This is a genomic window from Acetobacter sp. ESL1128, assembly GCF_058505085.1.
This window is the reverse complement of sequence record NZ_CP196369.1, coordinates 631,400-646,337: the sequence shown is the minus strand read 5'-3', so window position 1 is coordinate 646,337 and position 14,938 is coordinate 631,400. Positions and strand designations below refer to the sequence as shown.

Genomic DNA, 14,938 nt, shown 5'->3' with positions numbered 1-14,938 from the left:
CGCACGTACCTGCGATGTGTGGCTGCGTTTTGTGCACACCACACCCAATGCCAAGGAGAAACATCATGGCCTGGAACGCACCGAAAGTGACGGAAATTCCGTTGGGCGCAGAAATCAACAGCTATGTCTGCGGTCAGAAAAAATAAGAGAGGGCATGCCCTCTCTCAGCCGTCAGGCGGGTTGGTGCCTCACCGACTTTCCCCCTGACGGCTTTTTTGTTTAGAAAGCGTCGTATGCTTGATATTGTCGTCCTTGGCGCAGCCGCTGGTGGCGGTTTTCCGCAATGGAACTCCAACGCCCCTGCCTGCCGCCGCGCCCGCGCGGGTGACCCCGCAGCCCCCGCCCGCACACAGGCCTCCATAGCCGTTAGCGGGAATGGCACGTCGTGGTACGTGCTGAATGCCTCCCCCGACCTGCGGACCCAGATCAACCAGACCCCCGACCTGCACCCGCGCACCGGCCTGCGCTCCACCCCCATTGCCGGGGTTGTGCTGACCAGTGGGGAAATTGACGCCATTACCGGCCTGCTCACCCTGCGCGAGCGGCAGGCGTTTGAGCTGTATGCAACGCAGCCGGTGCTGGACCAGCTGGACGCAAACCCCATTTTTACAGCGCTCGACCGTACACTGGTGCCCCGCCTGCCCATGGTGCTCGACCGCCCGATTGCCCTGGACCCACCGGGCTTTTGCATCACCCCGTTTTCCGTTCCCGGCAAAGTCCCCCTTTATGCCGAAAAAGCGGAAAACCCGGCCGAAATCATGACGAATGGTGAAACCATCGGGCTGGAAATAACCGATGGCACCGCCCGCGCCCTGTTTATTCCCGGCTGCGCGATGATGACGGATGAACTGCGCGCCCACATTCAGGGAGCCGACGCCGTCTTTTTTGACGGCACGCTCTGGACGGATGATGAAATGGTGCGCGCGGGCCTTGGCAGCAAAACCGGCCACCGCATGGGCCATATGTCCCTCGCCGACCAGCCCGATGGCACATTCTGCGCTTTTGCGGATTTGAATGTGACCCGCAAAATCCTCATCCACATCAACAATTCCAACCCTGTTCTGCTGGCCGACAGCACCGAGCGCCAGCAGGCCGAAGCCGCAGGCTGGGAAGTGGCCTTTGATGGCATGAAGGTAAGATTATGACAGACCGTATTCTCACCCCTGATGAACTGGAAGCCGCCCTGCGCGCCATTGGTGCCGAGCGCTACCACAACCTGCACCCCTTCCACCGTGCCTTGCACGACGGCAAGCTGAACAAAGGGCAGGTACAGGCCTGGGCACTGAACCGCTATTATTATCAGGCCAGTATTCCCGCCAAGGATGCCTCCCTGCTGGCCCGCCTGCCCACCACGGAGCTGCGGCGTGAATGGCGGCGCAGGCTGGAAGACCATGATGGCACACAGCCCGGCACGGGGGGTGTTGCCCGCTGGCTCAAACTGACCGATGGCCTCGGGCTGGACCGCGCTTATGTGGAATCGCTCGATGGGCTGCTGCCCGGCACGCGCTTTGCCGTGGAAGCCTATGTGCAGTTCGTGCGGGAACGCTCCATTCTGGAGGCCATTGCTTCCTCCCTGACCGAGCTGTTCTCCCCCACCATTATCAGCGAGCGGGTTGCGGGCATGCTCAGCAACTACGATTTTGTCACCGAGGAAACACTCGCCTACTTCAAGCCCCGGCTTACGCAGGCCCCGCAGGATTCCGCTTTTGCGCTGGCCTATGTGCGCGAGCACGCCCGCACGGCAGAGCAGCAGACAGCGGTGCTCAACGCGCTCAAGTTCAAATGCAACGTGTTGTGGTCCATGCTGGATGCACTGGATTACGCCTATGTGGTCCCCGGGCGTGTTCCCCCCGGTGCATTCCGCCCAGGCCCGCAGGCATGACCGAGGCCACAGGCCCAACTTTGTGCGAGACGACCGTGCCACGCTTTGCGCGTGGCACCCGCCTGCAATATGACCGCGTGCGGGAGGTCTGGTTTATTCAGGCCCCCGAGCGCGCTTTTCATGCCGATGCCATTGCCGCCGAAGTGCTGCAACTGGTGGATGGCACCCGCCCGCTCCACACCATTATAGACCTGCTGGCCGAAAAATTTACCGCCCCCCGTGCCGTTATTGCGCAGGACGTGCTGGCCATGGTGGCAGAACTGGCCACAAAGCAGGTGCTGCTGCCCGCATGAGCGCGCCCCCTCCCCCCATGAGCCTGCTGGCGGAGCTTACCCACCGCTGCCCCCTGCAATGCCCCTACTGTTCCAACCCGCTTATGCTCGACCCCAGAACGCAGGAGCTAGGCACCACGGAATGGCAGCGTGTGCTGGACGAGGCGGCGCTGATGGGCGTGTTGCAGGTTCATTTTTCTGGCGGGGAGCCAATGGCCCGCCCCGACCTGCCAGAACTTGTGCGCCACGCAGCACAGGCTGGCCTGTATTCCAACCTGATCACCTCTGGCGTGCTGATCCGCCCGGACACACTGCGCGCTCTGGCCGATGCAGGACTGGACCATATCCAGCTGTCTTTTCAGGACGTGGACCCCGCCAGCGCAGACCGCATTGCCAACATGGCAGGCGCACACGCCAAAAAGCTGGAAGCAGCGCGCCTGATTACCGCAGAGGGTCTGCCGCTCACGCTCAATTTTGTCATCCATCGCCAGAATGCCGAGCGTGTGCCCGCCATGCTGGAACTGGCTGAACAGCTTGGCGCCAGACGGGTGGAAATTGCCCACACCCAGTATTATGGCTGGGGCCTGCTTAACCGCGACGCCCTCCTGCCCGACCGTGTCCAGATAGAGGCCACGACCGAAGCTGTAGCCGCAGCCCGCACCCGGCTGGCAGGGCGCATGAGCATAGATTTTGTTACCCCCGATTATTACGAGGACCGGCCCAAACCCTGCATGGGCGGGTGGGGCCAGCGTTTTTTAAACATTACCCCCACAGGCAAGGTGCTCCCCTGCCACGCGGCGGAAACCATTCCCAACATCACCTTCCCCAATGTGCGCGAGGCAGGCCTTGCTGCCATATGGGAGGATTCCCCCATTTTTAACCTGTTCCGCGGCACGGAATGGATGCCCGAGCCCTGCCAGTCCTGCGCGTTCAAGGAGGAAGACTGGGGGGGCTGCCGTTGTCAGGCACTGGCACTGGCCGGCAAGGCGGATGCGGCAGACCCGGTCTGCCACAAGGCCCCCGATCACAAACAGGTCACGCAGGCTATTGCCCAGCGCCCCCAAACGCCGCCCCCCTTCCGCTACAGGCGCTTCGGGAACGCCTGAGGTAAAAAGGGTTTTTACAAAACCGGCCACCACCTGACCCAAACAACGCCACGGATGCCACGTGCAGGCGCAGGACATGCGAACAAATTGCATCGCAACCGCACTTATGGCTAAGAGGCACCACTAACCCGCTCGGACCCGAGCGCCCCACCATTTGCCCGGGCCGCATGGCCCCACACCCCCGGCCAAGGCGACCAACCCCATGCACCACCCAGCCACACAGCATAACCTTGGCAAAGGCATTGCCTGCGGTGTTGGGGCGGGCGCATTGTGGGGGCTGGTTTTTCTGGCCCCCGAGCTGATCCGCAACTTCAGCGCACTGGAAATGGCCTGTGGCCGCTACGTGCTGTACGGCCTGTTTGCCGCCGTTATGGTTGCACCACGCTGGCAGGTGCTCAGCCATACCGTAAGCCTGCGCACATGGTGGACGCTGAGCTGGCTCTCCTTTGCGGGGAATACGGCTTATTATGTGCTGCTCTCGAGCGCTGTCAAAAACGGGGGCATTACCAGCACCACTCTTGTAATCGGCTTTTTGCCTGTGTTGGTGACACTGGTTGGCAGCCGCGACAAGGACGCCCTGCCCCTGCGCCAGCTTTTACCTTCCATCCTGCTGTGCCTGACCGGTGCTGCGTGCATTGGCTGGCAGGCCATGCATACGCATGCACATTCTGTTGCCCGTGCGCCTTTTCTGGGGTTGCTCTGCGCTGTTGCGGCCCTTGGCTCCTGGACACTCTATGCCGTGGGGAATAGCCGCGCACTTGTGCGCCAACGGCATTTTTCCGCCCATGACTGGAACCTGCTGACCGGGCTTGCCACTGGCGCCCAGAATGTGGTCCTGCTCCCCCTTGCCCTTCTGCTGGACAGCACAGCCCACGGGCTGGAGCAATGGCGCAACTTTGCACTGGTGAGTGCGGGCGTTGCCCTGCTGGCTTCCATTGCAGGCAACGCACTGTGGAACAGAATGAACCAGCTCCTCCCGCTAACACTGGTGGGGCAGATGATTCTGTTCGAAACCCTGTTTTCCCTCTGCTACGGTTTCATATGGGAGCAGCGACTGCCCAGCGGGATGGAAACACTGGCCTTTGGCTGTGTGGTGCTGAGCGTATTGCTGTGCGTACGCGCCCACCGCAAACCGGCAGCCGCTGCGTAACCCCCAACTGCTTCCACTTTTTGCCTGCTGGGCTAACGGGAGCGCCAGCCTGCTTTTTCCCCTGCTATTTCTATTACCGGGCGCATGTATTAGGTTGCGCCGCATTGTAACCACGGGGGGATGACCATGAGCGACGAACACAAATGCCCGCAATGCGGCTGTGAACATATCTATCAGGATGGCGGGTTATGGGTCTGCCCCGAATGTGCACACGAATGGAACGAATTTTCCACCAGTGCAACGGATGCGGATGCAGGCGGTTCTGGCGTTATTCATGATGCCAACGGCAACGTTCTGGCTGATGGGGACACCATTACAGTCACCAAGGACCTTAAGGTAAAAGGGTCTTCTCTGGTGGTTAAAAGCGGCACCAAGGTCAAGAACATCAAACTGGTCGATGGCACGGACGGCCACAACATTGCGTGCAAAATAAGCGGCATCGGGGCCATGAACCTGAAGTCGGAATTTGTAAAAAAATCCTGAACTCCCGCACAAGACCTTACTGGCATGGGCCACATAAAGCCCCATGCCAGTACATATGGTTTGGAAAAAACAAACCTATTATGAGGTCTCTGACTTACCATGCGGCATAGAAGTATGCCGCGCCTACGCACTTGCTGAACCAATATCCGGCTGCGTTTTGTGCCTATGCCCCAAACAAAACAGCCTGCCCCATAAGGGCAGGCTGCATGCAAACCACGACAGGCAAAAAGCTCAGACGGCTTTTTTACCGTTGGCCTTGAAAATACCCGATGTAAATTCCCACACCCGACCCACATTGCGGATCACCTTGGCAATGGCGGGGGTTGTGGTCGGGCGCAGCAGGCGCGGGTCATACCCGGCAAAGCGCCGATCATCTTCTTCCAGACACAGGTCCATAAAGTCCGGCAGGCTGATCTGGATGTTGGTCACTTCCTTGGTGCCGGTTACGGTAAAGTTGTTGTCCTGCGTATGGACCTGCCCGCTATCATCCACCGTGCGGGCAAGGCTCATGCGTTCGTAGGCCAGAAAGCCCCAAACAGCCCACACCTTTGCCTCAAAGAACGGGCGACGCCACCACGGCATAACCGCGCGATACCAGGCCAGCCAGTTGGCAAAGAGCAGGATATGGCGGCATTCTTCCTGCATGATCGGCTCGAACGTGTCGGTCAGGGCTTCGGGGAAGTAGCCCGAACGCTTGGCCAGTTCGAACATGCCAAACGCAAAAAAGCTATCCACGCATTCCGAAAAACCAGTGACCAGATAGGCCCATTCCACGTCCTTCGGCTCCACATACGGGGGCTCGGGGGCCATGGGAATGTTGTAGGCTGCCACCATTTTGGACAGCACTTCCTTATGCCGGTTTTCTTCCCACGCATTGCGTGAGATGGCGTCCTTGACATCAGGATCCGTGACCAGGCTGGCGTAAGCGGCCATACGCAGGCGGGCCTTGCCCTCGGTCTGCACGGCAATATCCCAGATCGGCAGGGAGGTTACGCGGTGCAGGGTTTCGGGGTCCAGCTTGGGCCAGTCAATGACAGATGGCTTGTACGGGTTGAACGTATCGCGGAACATGGCCGCGAGTGCGCGCTTATGCTCTTCCGAACCCGGCTTAAGCGGCCCGCGAATGGGGCTCAGCCAATGCCGCGCGCGGAAATCCGCTTCGGCCACAGCCTCGGCATTAGGGGGTGCAGGAAGGTCATCCATACTTTCCGGCAGATGGGAGTAAATATCGCTCAGAGAACCCATGTGAGGAACCCGTTATCTGGGGACCTCCCCTTTTTGCAACCGGCCCTGACTGGCTGGAACGTCGGAAGGTCCAATAAACCTGAAACATGCCGCCATCCCCATTGCCGGGAATGGCGACGACGCCCCCGTGTTAGTGCAGATCAGCCAGCTTAGAAATGATCTTGGTCACTAAACCGTAATCTATCGCTTCTTTTGCGGACATCCAGTAGTTGCGGTCCGTGTCCTTGACGACTTTTTCGTAAGGCTGCCCGGTTTCACGCGCGAAAAGGTGGTTCAGGCGTTCGCGCATTTTAATGATCTCGCGCGCTTCGATATCAATATCGGTTGCCGGACCACGCACACCGCCCATGGGCTGGTGCAGCAGAAAGCGCGTGTTGGGCAGGCAGAATCGGCGGTCCTTGTGACCTGCGGCAAAAATAAGCGCGCCAGCAGAAGCCACCCAGCCCGTGCCGATCATGTTGACCGGAGCAATCGAATCGACAAAGCGGATCATGTCATGGATCGTGTCGCCACTTTCCACGTGCCCGCCGGGGGAGTTGACGTACACATCAATCGGCTTGTCGGATTCACCGGCCAGTGCCAGCAGGCGGCCGGTTACGTCGCGCGCGACCTTGTCGTTTATCCCACCAAAAATAAGCACCTTACGCTGCTTGAACAGCTTGTGCTCCAGTTCGCCCTGCGGGGCGCCAGAGGCCTTGCCTTCCTCTTTTTCGGGGGTTTCCGGGGTTTCCGGTTCATCGTCCAGCCTGATGGCGTTACGGGAGAAGATGCCTGTCATTGCTGTCTCCGCACATTGTTCCGTAGCAGTGTTCATTCCCTTATCCTGCGCTGCCCGAACGTGCCTGCCAAGGGGCAATCATGCGCTCTCTCGCCACGGGGGAGGGAAAAGGGTAAGGTGCGGGGCAATTTTATATCAGGTTTTTCGGAGCATTCCCCCCGCCATGCAGCAGCCCCCTCTGGAGCAGAAGCCGACCAGCCGGACCAACGCCCCCCGGCCAGACCGCTTTTTGCAGGCTGCCAGCATGGCTGCTCTTGTTGCACTGGGTGGCACATTAAGCGCCTGCCAGCACCGCGATGCTATTGATACAGCTCTGGACTGGTCACGCAGTATGCGCGGCGGCGCCATTGCCGAGCAGCGCCCCCCACCACCCGGGCGCTACGACCCCTACCCCAAAGTGGGCCTGACCCCAACGGATGTGCCCGAAGTGCCCTCCCCCGATGCGCGCGCCCTGTTAAGCGAACAGCTGACCCGCGACCGCAACCTGACCTACCGGACCGTGGCCGCCAACGGGACCATGATCCCCAACATTCCGCCCCCACCCAATGCAAGCGGCAGAACCAGTACGCAAAAGGCCCAGCCGACCCTGCCCGCAGGCGTAAGCGGCGCGGTAATGGACGCAGCCGACAGCGCCCCCCAGCCCGTGCGGGCACCCCTGCGTTCGGCCGTATCCAGCCTGCCAGCAGGCACCACGGCCTCCTCCCCCGCACCGGAAGAAGCCGAGGCGGAAGTGGCCATGCCCGAGGTGCACAAAAAAGCGGATATTCCCGAATTACGCCCCGACCAGATTCCGCAAATACCTCAAACCCCGCCCACGGCCCCCAGCTTTCCCGGTTTTGATGTGCCAACGGATGCAAACCTGCCCGATGCCGTGCGCCCCAACTATGACCTGACCGATATAAAAGGAACGGCCTTCCATTTTGTGCCCCAGTCCGACCAGCTTTCCAGCGGGCAGGACGCGGCACTAGCCAAGATTGTGCAAAAATGGCCAAACGGCCCCCTGACCATCCGCGGGTTTGGTGATGCCGCATCCATGAGCCCGCAGGATCAGGCCGATGCCGTACGCCTTGGGCTGCTGCGTGCCCAGCGCCTTGCCGTGGAACTGACCAAACGGGGCATTCCCGCCAGCGCCATAACCGTACGGGGCGATGCCTTTGGCACAGGGGCAAAGGTGGTTACCCCGCCCTGATCCCGCGCACACACCCCTTTTGCTCCGCCCCGCATGCGGTAAAAACGCACCCGCACGGCGGTTTTGCATCCAGAGGAGTTGCCTGTTCCATTTTGGCGATTACTATGCTCACTCCCTTCATCCTACAGGGGCCATGTTCCCTGTCCTTTCAGAGCACCCAAAGTCCATGACCGAAGAGTTCCATCGCATCCGCCGCCTGCCGCCTTATGTTTTCGCCTCTGTCAATCAGGCCAAGGCAGCAGCGCGCGCACGGGGCGAGGATATTATTGACCTTGGCATGGGCAACCCCGACACCCCCACCCCACCCCATATTGTGAACAAGCTGATTGAAACGGTGAACGACCCACGCTCGCACCGTTACTCGGTCAGCCGTGGCATTCCCGGCCTGCGCAAGGCCGTGGCGGGGTATTATGACCGGCGCTTCAACGTCAAACTCAACCCCGACAGCGAAGTGATTGTTACCCTTGGCTCCAAGGAAGGGCTGGCCAATCTGGCCTCCGCCATTACCAGCCCGGGGGACACCATTCTGGTGCCCAACCCGTCTTACCCCATTCACCAGTTCGGGTTTATTATTGCGGGTGCGTCCGTACGCTCCATCCCCGCCACCCCGAACGAGGACATGCTGCGCGCACTTGAGCGCGCCGTACGCCACTCCGTGCCCAAACCCACGGCGCTGATTGTCAACTTCCCGTCCAACCCCACATCGTATCTGGCTGATCTGGATTTTTATAAAGAACTGGTCGCCTTTGCCCGGCGTGAGGAAATCTGGATTCTGTCCGACCTTGCTTATGCCGAAATCTATTTTGGCGATCTGGTTCCCCCTTCCATTCTGGCCGTTCCGGGCGCGCGTGACATTGCGGTGGAATTTACCTCGCTCTCCAAGACCTACTCCATGGCTGGCTGGCGCGTGGGTTTTGCCGCAGGCAACGAACGGCTGATTTCCGCCCTTACCCGCATTAAATCCTATCTGGATTACGGGGCCTTCACCCCCATTCAGGTTGCCGCCGTAACCGCGCTGAACGGCCCGCAGGACTGCGTGGCCGACCTGCGCAACCTGTATAAGGAACGGCGCGACGTGCTGATCAAGGGCCTGCATTCCGCCGGGTGGGACGTGCCCTCCCCCGAAGGGTCCATGTTTGCATGGGCTCCCATTCCCGAACCTTTCCGCGAGATGGGGAGTGTTGCCTTCTCCAAACTCCTGCTTGAAGAAGCCGGCGTTGCCGTGGCACCGGGCCTTGGGTTTGGTGAATATGGTGATGACCACGTCCGTATCGGGCTGGTGGAAAACACCCACCGCCTGCGGCAGGCCCTGCGTTCCATCAAGGGCTTTATGGCCGCCCACGGCGTCAAGGCCCCTCCCTCCTCCAACCCAGCCCAAAAACCGGAGTCTGTTGCACCGTGACATCCTGTTCCTCTTCTTCTCCTCTTCGTCTTGGCATTGCCGGGCTCGGCACGGTTGGCGCGGGCGTTATCAAACTGCTGCGGGCCAATGCGGACCTGCTGAGCGCACGGGCAGGCCGCCCGCTGGAGGTTGTGGCCGTTAGCGCGCGCGAGCGCACGCGGGACCGTGGGGTGGATGTGTCCGCCCTGCGCTGGTACGACAACGCCGCCGATCTGGTAAACGACCCCGATGTGGACGTGGTGGTGGAGCTGATTGGCGGGGCAGAAGGCACCGCCCGTACGCTGGTGGAAGCAGCCCTTAAAGCTGGCAAACCTGTGGTTACCGCCAACAAGGCGCTGCTGGCCCTGCATGGCTCCACCCTTGCCCGCCTGAGTGCTGACAACAACGCCCCCCTGCTGTTTGAAGCAGCAGTTGCTGGCGGTATTCCCGCCATTAAAACCGTGCGCGAAGGGCTGGCAGCGGACCGCCTGCTGCGCGTGGGCGGTATTCTTAACGGCACCTGCAACTACATCCTCACCGTCATGCGCGAGACGGGCAAGGATTTTGCAACTGTACTCAAGGATGCGCAGGACCTCGGCTATGCCGAAGCCGACCCCTCCACCGATGTGGACGGGCTGGACGCAGCCCACAAACTGACCATTCTGGCAGGTCTGGCCTTTGGTCAGCCCGTAGCGTTTGACAGCGTGCATGTAGAGGGCATCCGCCGCATTGGTGCAGTGGACCAGAGTTTTGCCCGCGCCCTTGGCTACCGGATCAAGCTGCTGGGCCTTGCCAGCATGACCGATGCCGGGCTGCACGCCCGCGTAACCCCCTGCCTTGTGCCCCAGCAGGCTCCGCTGGCACAGGTGGATGGCGTCTTTAACGCTGTGGTGGCTGAAGGCGAGTTTGTTGGCCGGATCATGATCGAAGGACGCGGGGCTGGTGCGGGCCCCACGGCCAGTGCGGTCACGGCGGATCTGGTGGATATTGCCCGTGGCAACACCATTGCCGTGTGGGGCGTGCAGACCAGCGCCCAGCCCCCGCTGCGGGCCTGCCCCATTTCCAGCGGGGAAGGTGCCTTCTACCTACGCCTGATGGTGGAAGACCGCCCCGGCGTTATTGCCGACATTACCGCCATCCTGCGTGATTGTGGCGTATCGCTGCGCAGCATGCTCCAGCACCCGGCGGAAAATGACAGCACGCCTTATGTTCCCCTTGTTCTGGTCACACATCGGACATCCGAGGCGGCTATGCAGGACGCCGTCACCCGGATTGACGCTTTGACTGTTGTGACAGACTCCACAGTTGTGATCCGGATCGAGGCTGCCTGAAGCAACCCGCCAGCCCCGCCCGATCAATTGTGTAATTAAGGATCCCGCTTTCTCATGTCTGATTCCATTGGCCCCTCTCCCTTCGTTGTTTCCGACCGCAATCTGGCTCTTGAGCTGGTGCGCGTGACCGAAGCGGCGGCCCTTGCCTCTGCCCGCTGGACGGGCCGCGGCCGTAAGAACGATGCAGACGGTGCCGCGGTGGAAGCCATGCGCATTGCCTTTGACACCGTGGCCATTGATGGCACCGTGGTCATTGGTGAGGGCGAAATGGACGAAGCGCCCATGCTCTATATTGGCGAGAAAGTGGGCTCCGGCGGCCCGGCCATGGATATTGCCGTGGACCCGCTGGAAGGCACCAACCTGTGCGCAAAGGACATGCCAAACGCCATTACGGTGGTGGCACTGGCCGAACGCGGCAACTTCCTGCACGCACCCGATGTGTACATGGACAAGATTGTGGTTGGCCCCAACCTGCCCGCAGGTGTGGTGGACCTTGAAAACACGATTGAAACCAACCTGAAGAACCTTGCCAAAGCCAAAGGCAAAAGCGTGCAGGACCTGCTGCTGTGCACGCTCGACCGCGAACGGCACGAGGAAATGATTGCCCGCGCCCGGGCAGCCGGTGCCCGCGTGCGCCTGCTGAGCGATGGCGACGTGGCCGGTGGCATTGCTGCCTGCCTTGATAGCAGCCAGGTCGATATTTACGTCGGCTCCGGCGGTGCGCCCGAAGGGGTGCTGACCGCCGCCGCCGTGCGCTGCGTGGAAGGCCAGATGCAGGGCCGCCTGCTGTTTGAAGATAACGCCCAGCGCGAACGCGCCCAGAAGATGAACCCCGGCAAAAACCCCGACCGCAAACTGGACCTGCATGATATGGCAGCTGGCTCGGTGCTGTTCTCGGCCACTGGGGTCACCACCGGGGCGCTGCTGCGCGGCGTGCGGCAGTACCCGCATCAGGCTGTGACGCACTCGCTGGTCATGCGTTCCAAATCTGGCACGTCCCGCTTTATTGAAGGGCACCACAACTTCAAAACCAAAACATGGACGCCGCAATAACAGGCGTTTTTTAACCCCATGCTCTCGACCGCATCACCAGAGGGGGCGCACGCCCCCACCCCAGCCGCAACACCAGCCGTGCTCAATGTAGAGCACAGCGTGAACGCACGACGCTGGTCCTGGCGGGAGGGAGCAGACAACCCGACCACCAACCGGCTGGGGGCCGCACTGGCCCAGCAACTTGGCATACCCGAAATTGTAGGCCGCCTGCTGGCCATGCGCGGGGTCAGCCCCGAGCATGCACCGCATTTTCTGGCCCCCACCCTGCGCGCCCTTATGCCCGACCCGTCCTGCCTGACGGATATGGACAAAGCCGCCGCCCGCATGGCGCAGGCCGTACAGGCGGGGGAAACCATAGGTATTTTTGGCGATTATGACGTGGACGGCGCATGCGCCAGTGCCGTGCTGGCCGCTTTTTTTGAACAACTTGGCTGCTCCGTTCTCACCCATATTCCCGACCGCATGACCGAAGGGTATGGCCCCAACCTGCCAGCACTTGAGGCACTGGTGGCCCAGGGTGCCAAACTGCTGGTCTGTGTGGACTGTGGCACAGCCTCTGCCGATATTCTGAACCAGCTTGCAGGCAAGGCCGATGTGGTGGTGCTGGACCACCACAAGTCGGAAGATGCCCTGCCAGCCATTCTGGCCACGGTTAACCCCAACCGGGCGGACTGCTCATCGGGTCTTGGGCATATCTGCGCTGCGGCACTGAGTTTTCTGGCCACTGTTGCGACCAGACGCACCCTGCGCGAGAACGGTTTTTTTAACGCAAGCCATCCCCAGCCCGACCTGCGCCCTCTGCTGGACCTTGTTGCGCTGGCCACGGTGTGTGACGTCATGCCCCTGCAAGGGGTCAACCGCCTGTTTGTGGCCGAGGGGTTAAAGGTTATGGCGGCCCGGCAGCGTGTAGGGGTTGCTGCCCTGCTTGAAATTGCGGGTGTCAGCAAAGCGCCTGATGCGTTTTCGTGCGGGTTTGCGCTGGGGCCGCGCATTAATGCGGGCGGACGCATAGCCGAAGCCGCACTTGGCCTGCGCCTGCTCCGCTGCCCGGATGTGCATGAAGCAAAGCAGATGGCCGAGCGGCTGGATGCCGTCAACCGCCGCAGGCAGGATGTGGAAGCCGATATTCTGGACCGCGCCATGGAGCAGGCAGCAGAACAGAAAGACGCCGGCCACGGTGTTATTCTGCTCGCGGGCAAGGACTGGCACCCCGGTGTCGTGGGGATTGTGGCAGGGCGCATAAAAGAACGCTTCAACCGCCCCGCCCTTGTTGGCGCGCAGCAGGAGGACGGGAGCATAAAAGGCTCTGGCCGCTCGGTTGCCGGGCTGGACCTTGGTACGGTCATTATTGCCGCACGTCAGGCCGGGCTGCTTAAAACAGGTGGCGGGCACGCCATGGCTGCGGGTTTTTCGCTTCATGCAGACAAGCTGGCGGAGTTCCACTCTTTTCTCGATACCCGTCTGCCACAGGCGGCGGAACTGCCGCCCACCGTGGACCTGACCATAGATGCCGTTGTGGCCGTAACCGGAGCCACGGCAGAACTGGCGACCGACATGGCAGCTCTGGCCCCCTTTGGCGCAGGCAACCCCGAACCACTTATTGCCCTGCCCAATGTGCATATTGTCCGCACCGACCGCATAGGGCGGGACAGCAACACCCTGCGGGTGCTGATCCGCGCCAGCAATGGCAGCAGGCTCAAGGCACTTCTGTTCAAGGCGGATAACAACCCGCTCGCCGTTGCGTTGGAAGATGCAACCCGCCCCGCCCTGCATCTGGCAGGCTACCTGCGGGCAGAAAGCTGGAACGGGCGCACGGATGCCACTTTTTTTGTGCAGGACGTAGCCCGAGCCTGAACGGCCCTACCCTGTGCAGGCACAGGGGGCTTATTCCCCCTGTGCGGCGTTGCGGCGGGCTGCGACTTCCTTCTTCATGGCTTCCTGCACTTTTTCAAACGCGCGCACTTCAATCTGGCGCACCCGCTCGCGGGAAATGCCGTAGTCGTGGGCGAGTTCTTCCAGCGTTGCCGGGTCATCCTTGAGGCGACGTTCGGTGAAAATGCGGCGTTCACGCTCGTTCAGGGTCTCGAGTGCTGTGGCAAGCAGGGCCTTGCGACCCGACATTTCCTCGTTTTCGGCGTAAACCTCTTCCTGGTTCACCTGATCGTCCACAAGACGGTCCTGCCATTCGCTTTCCAGGTCCGTTTTAAGCGGGGCGTTCAGGCTGTGGTCCGGTGCAGCCATGCGGCGGTTCATGTCCACCACATCCTGCTCGGACACACCAAGAGTTGTGGCGATCTTGTTGACCTGTTCGGGCTGAAGGTCACCATCATCAATCGCCTGCATCTGCCCTTTAAGGCGGCGCAGGTTGAAGAACAGCTTTTTCTGGGCTGCCGTTGTGCCCATTTTGACCAAAGACCAGCTATGCAGGATGTATTCCTGAATGGCAGCGCGGATCCACCACATGGCGTAAGTGGCCAGCCGGAAGCCTTTTTCGGGGTCAAAGCGGCGCACGGCCTGCATCATCCCCACATTGCCTTCGCTGATCAGTTCATTGATCGGCAGACCATAACCCCGGTAGCCCATGGCAATTTTGGCAACCAGACGCAGGTGGGATGTCACCAGCCGGTGGGCTGCCTTGACATCTCCCTTATCGCGCCATTTGCGTGAAAGGGTGAGTTCTTCTTCTGGCGTGAGCAGGGGATACTTACGAATTTCCTGAAGGTACCTTGAAAGATTGCCTTCAGGCCCAACATCAATGACGGAAGCCATGATTTGAGTACTCCTTCCTGAGATGGAAACTCCCACGGATGCGTTTGGTTCCTGTTCCGTTAACAGGCGCATCCAGACTTGCAGCGGCGAGTCCCATTACCCGATGGAAAACTAGACGGCCCTTGCATCTACCCTCGGCATGAGCAGCAGAGACCAAAGGCCCCTTCCCGCTTTACGGAAAAGTGAGCGGTATGGACCAAGAGGGTGCGCCTGAAAAATGCACCCTGTCAAGAAAACAGGTGCGGATGGTAGCAAAACTGCCACAGTTAGTGGACCGTAGCGGTCCCCTTTAATGCGGA

The 14,938-nt window shown here is 60.8% G+C and carries 15 protein-coding genes; 12 read left to right on the top strand and 3 right to left on the bottom strand.

Annotation, left to right across the window (positions count from 1 at the left end; genetic code table 11):
• Positions 1–65: 65 nt before the first annotated feature.
• The 7 genes from pqqA to ACSYTG_RS03050 all read left to right on the top strand — a co-directional run bounded on the left by pqqA (position 66) and on the right by ACSYTG_RS03050 (position 4,893).
• Positions 66–146 (top strand): pyrroloquinoline quinone precursor peptide PqqA, encoded by an 81-nt coding sequence (gene pqqA, locus ACSYTG_RS03080; RefSeq protein ID WP_035370857.1) that lies wholly within the window; start codon positions 66–68, stop codon positions 144–146.
• Between the two features lie 87 nt (positions 147–233).
• Entirely contained in the window at positions 234–1,145 is a 912-nt protein-coding gene (gene pqqB / locus ACSYTG_RS03075) for a pyrroloquinoline quinone biosynthesis protein PqqB (RefSeq protein WP_095349295.1), read from the top strand.
• Positions 1,142–1,882, top strand: coding sequence for a pyrroloquinoline-quinone synthase PqqC (pqqC, locus tag ACSYTG_RS03070; RefSeq protein WP_086646626.1), 741 nt, complete (start codon positions 1,142–1,144; stop codon positions 1,880–1,882). Before pqqB ends, pqqC begins: the two co-directional genes overlap by 4 nt.
• On the top strand, positions 1,879–2,175 hold the full coding sequence (gene pqqD / locus ACSYTG_RS03065) for a pyrroloquinoline quinone biosynthesis peptide chaperone PqqD (protein WP_086646625.1): 297 nt from the start codon (positions 1,879–1,881) through the stop codon (positions 2,173–2,175). Before pqqC ends, pqqD begins: the two co-directional genes overlap by 4 nt.
• Complete coding sequence (gene pqqE / locus ACSYTG_RS03060; RefSeq protein ID WP_489783741.1) at positions 2,172–3,260, top strand: pyrroloquinoline quinone biosynthesis protein PqqE; 1,089 nt, start codon at positions 2,172–2,174, stop codon at positions 3,258–3,260. The genes pqqD and pqqE overlap by 4 nt, the downstream gene beginning before the upstream one ends.
• A gap of 202 nt (positions 3,261–3,462) precedes the next feature.
• Positions 3,463–4,410 (top strand): DMT family transporter, encoded by a 948-nt coding sequence (locus ACSYTG_RS03055; RefSeq protein ID WP_489783742.1) that lies wholly within the window; start codon positions 3,463–3,465, stop codon positions 4,408–4,410.
• 126 nt (positions 4,411–4,536) lie between these two features.
• Positions 4,537–4,893, top strand: a complete 357-nt coding sequence (locus ACSYTG_RS03050) for a zinc ribbon domain-containing protein YjdM (protein WP_086646683.1) — start codon at positions 4,537–4,539, stop codon at positions 4,891–4,893.
• Positions 4,894–5,124: 231 nt separating this feature from the next.
• Here the strand turns inward: ACSYTG_RS03050 and ACSYTG_RS03045 are convergent, their stop codons facing one another.
• Together ACSYTG_RS03045 and ACSYTG_RS03040 are read right to left on the bottom strand one after the other, a co-directional pair.
• Positions 5,125–6,138: a ferritin-like domain-containing protein gene (locus ACSYTG_RS03045; protein WP_489783743.1), complete on the bottom strand. Its 1,014-nt coding sequence runs from the start codon at positions 6,136–6,138 to the stop codon at positions 5,125–5,127.
• 130 nt (positions 6,139–6,268) lie between these two features.
• Positions 6,269–6,952: an ATP-dependent Clp protease proteolytic subunit gene (locus tag ACSYTG_RS03040; RefSeq protein ID WP_179290106.1), complete on the bottom strand. Its 684-nt coding sequence runs from the start codon at positions 6,950–6,952 to the stop codon at positions 6,269–6,271.
• A gap of 127 nt (positions 6,953–7,079) precedes the next feature.
• Here ACSYTG_RS03040 and ACSYTG_RS03035 point away from each other — a divergent pair, with 127 nt between their 5' ends.
• The 5 genes from ACSYTG_RS03035 (at position 7,080) to recJ (ending at position 13,724) form a co-directional block, all read left to right on the top strand.
• The gene (locus ACSYTG_RS03035; protein WP_472231153.1) at positions 7,080–8,105 is read left to right on the top strand and encodes an OmpA family protein; all 1,026 of its coding nucleotides are present in this window, start codon (positions 7,080–7,082) and stop codon (positions 8,103–8,105) included.
• 166 nt (positions 8,106–8,271) lie between these two features.
• On the top strand, positions 8,272–9,507 hold the full coding sequence (locus ACSYTG_RS03030) for an LL-diaminopimelate aminotransferase (protein WP_086646621.1): 1,236 nt from the start codon (positions 8,272–8,274) through the stop codon (positions 9,505–9,507).
• The gene (locus tag ACSYTG_RS03025; protein WP_253527785.1) at positions 9,504–10,817 is read left to right on the top strand and encodes a homoserine dehydrogenase; all 1,314 of its coding nucleotides are present in this window, start codon (positions 9,504–9,506) and stop codon (positions 10,815–10,817) included. Before ACSYTG_RS03030 ends, ACSYTG_RS03025 begins: the two co-directional genes overlap by 4 nt.
• Before the next feature lie 54 nt (positions 10,818–10,871).
• Positions 10,872–11,870, top strand: a complete 999-nt coding sequence (gene glpX / locus ACSYTG_RS03020) for a class II fructose-bisphosphatase (RefSeq protein WP_086646619.1) — start codon at positions 10,872–10,874, stop codon at positions 11,868–11,870.
• An 18-nt stretch (positions 11,871–11,888) separates the two neighbouring features.
• Positions 11,889–13,724 carry a single-stranded-DNA-specific exonuclease RecJ gene (recJ, locus tag ACSYTG_RS03015; protein WP_489783744.1) on the top strand — a complete coding sequence of 612 codons (1,836 nt, stop codon included), beginning with the start codon at positions 11,889–11,891 and terminating at the stop codon, positions 13,722–13,724.
• Positions 13,725–13,754: 30 nt separating this feature from the next.
• Here the strand turns inward: recJ and rpoH are convergent, their stop codons facing one another.
• The gene (rpoH, locus tag ACSYTG_RS03010; RefSeq protein ID WP_086646617.1) at positions 13,755–14,639 is read right to left on the bottom strand and encodes an RNA polymerase sigma factor RpoH; all 885 of its coding nucleotides are present in this window, start codon (positions 14,637–14,639) and stop codon (positions 13,755–13,757) included.
• Positions 14,640–14,938 lie beyond the last annotated feature (299 nt).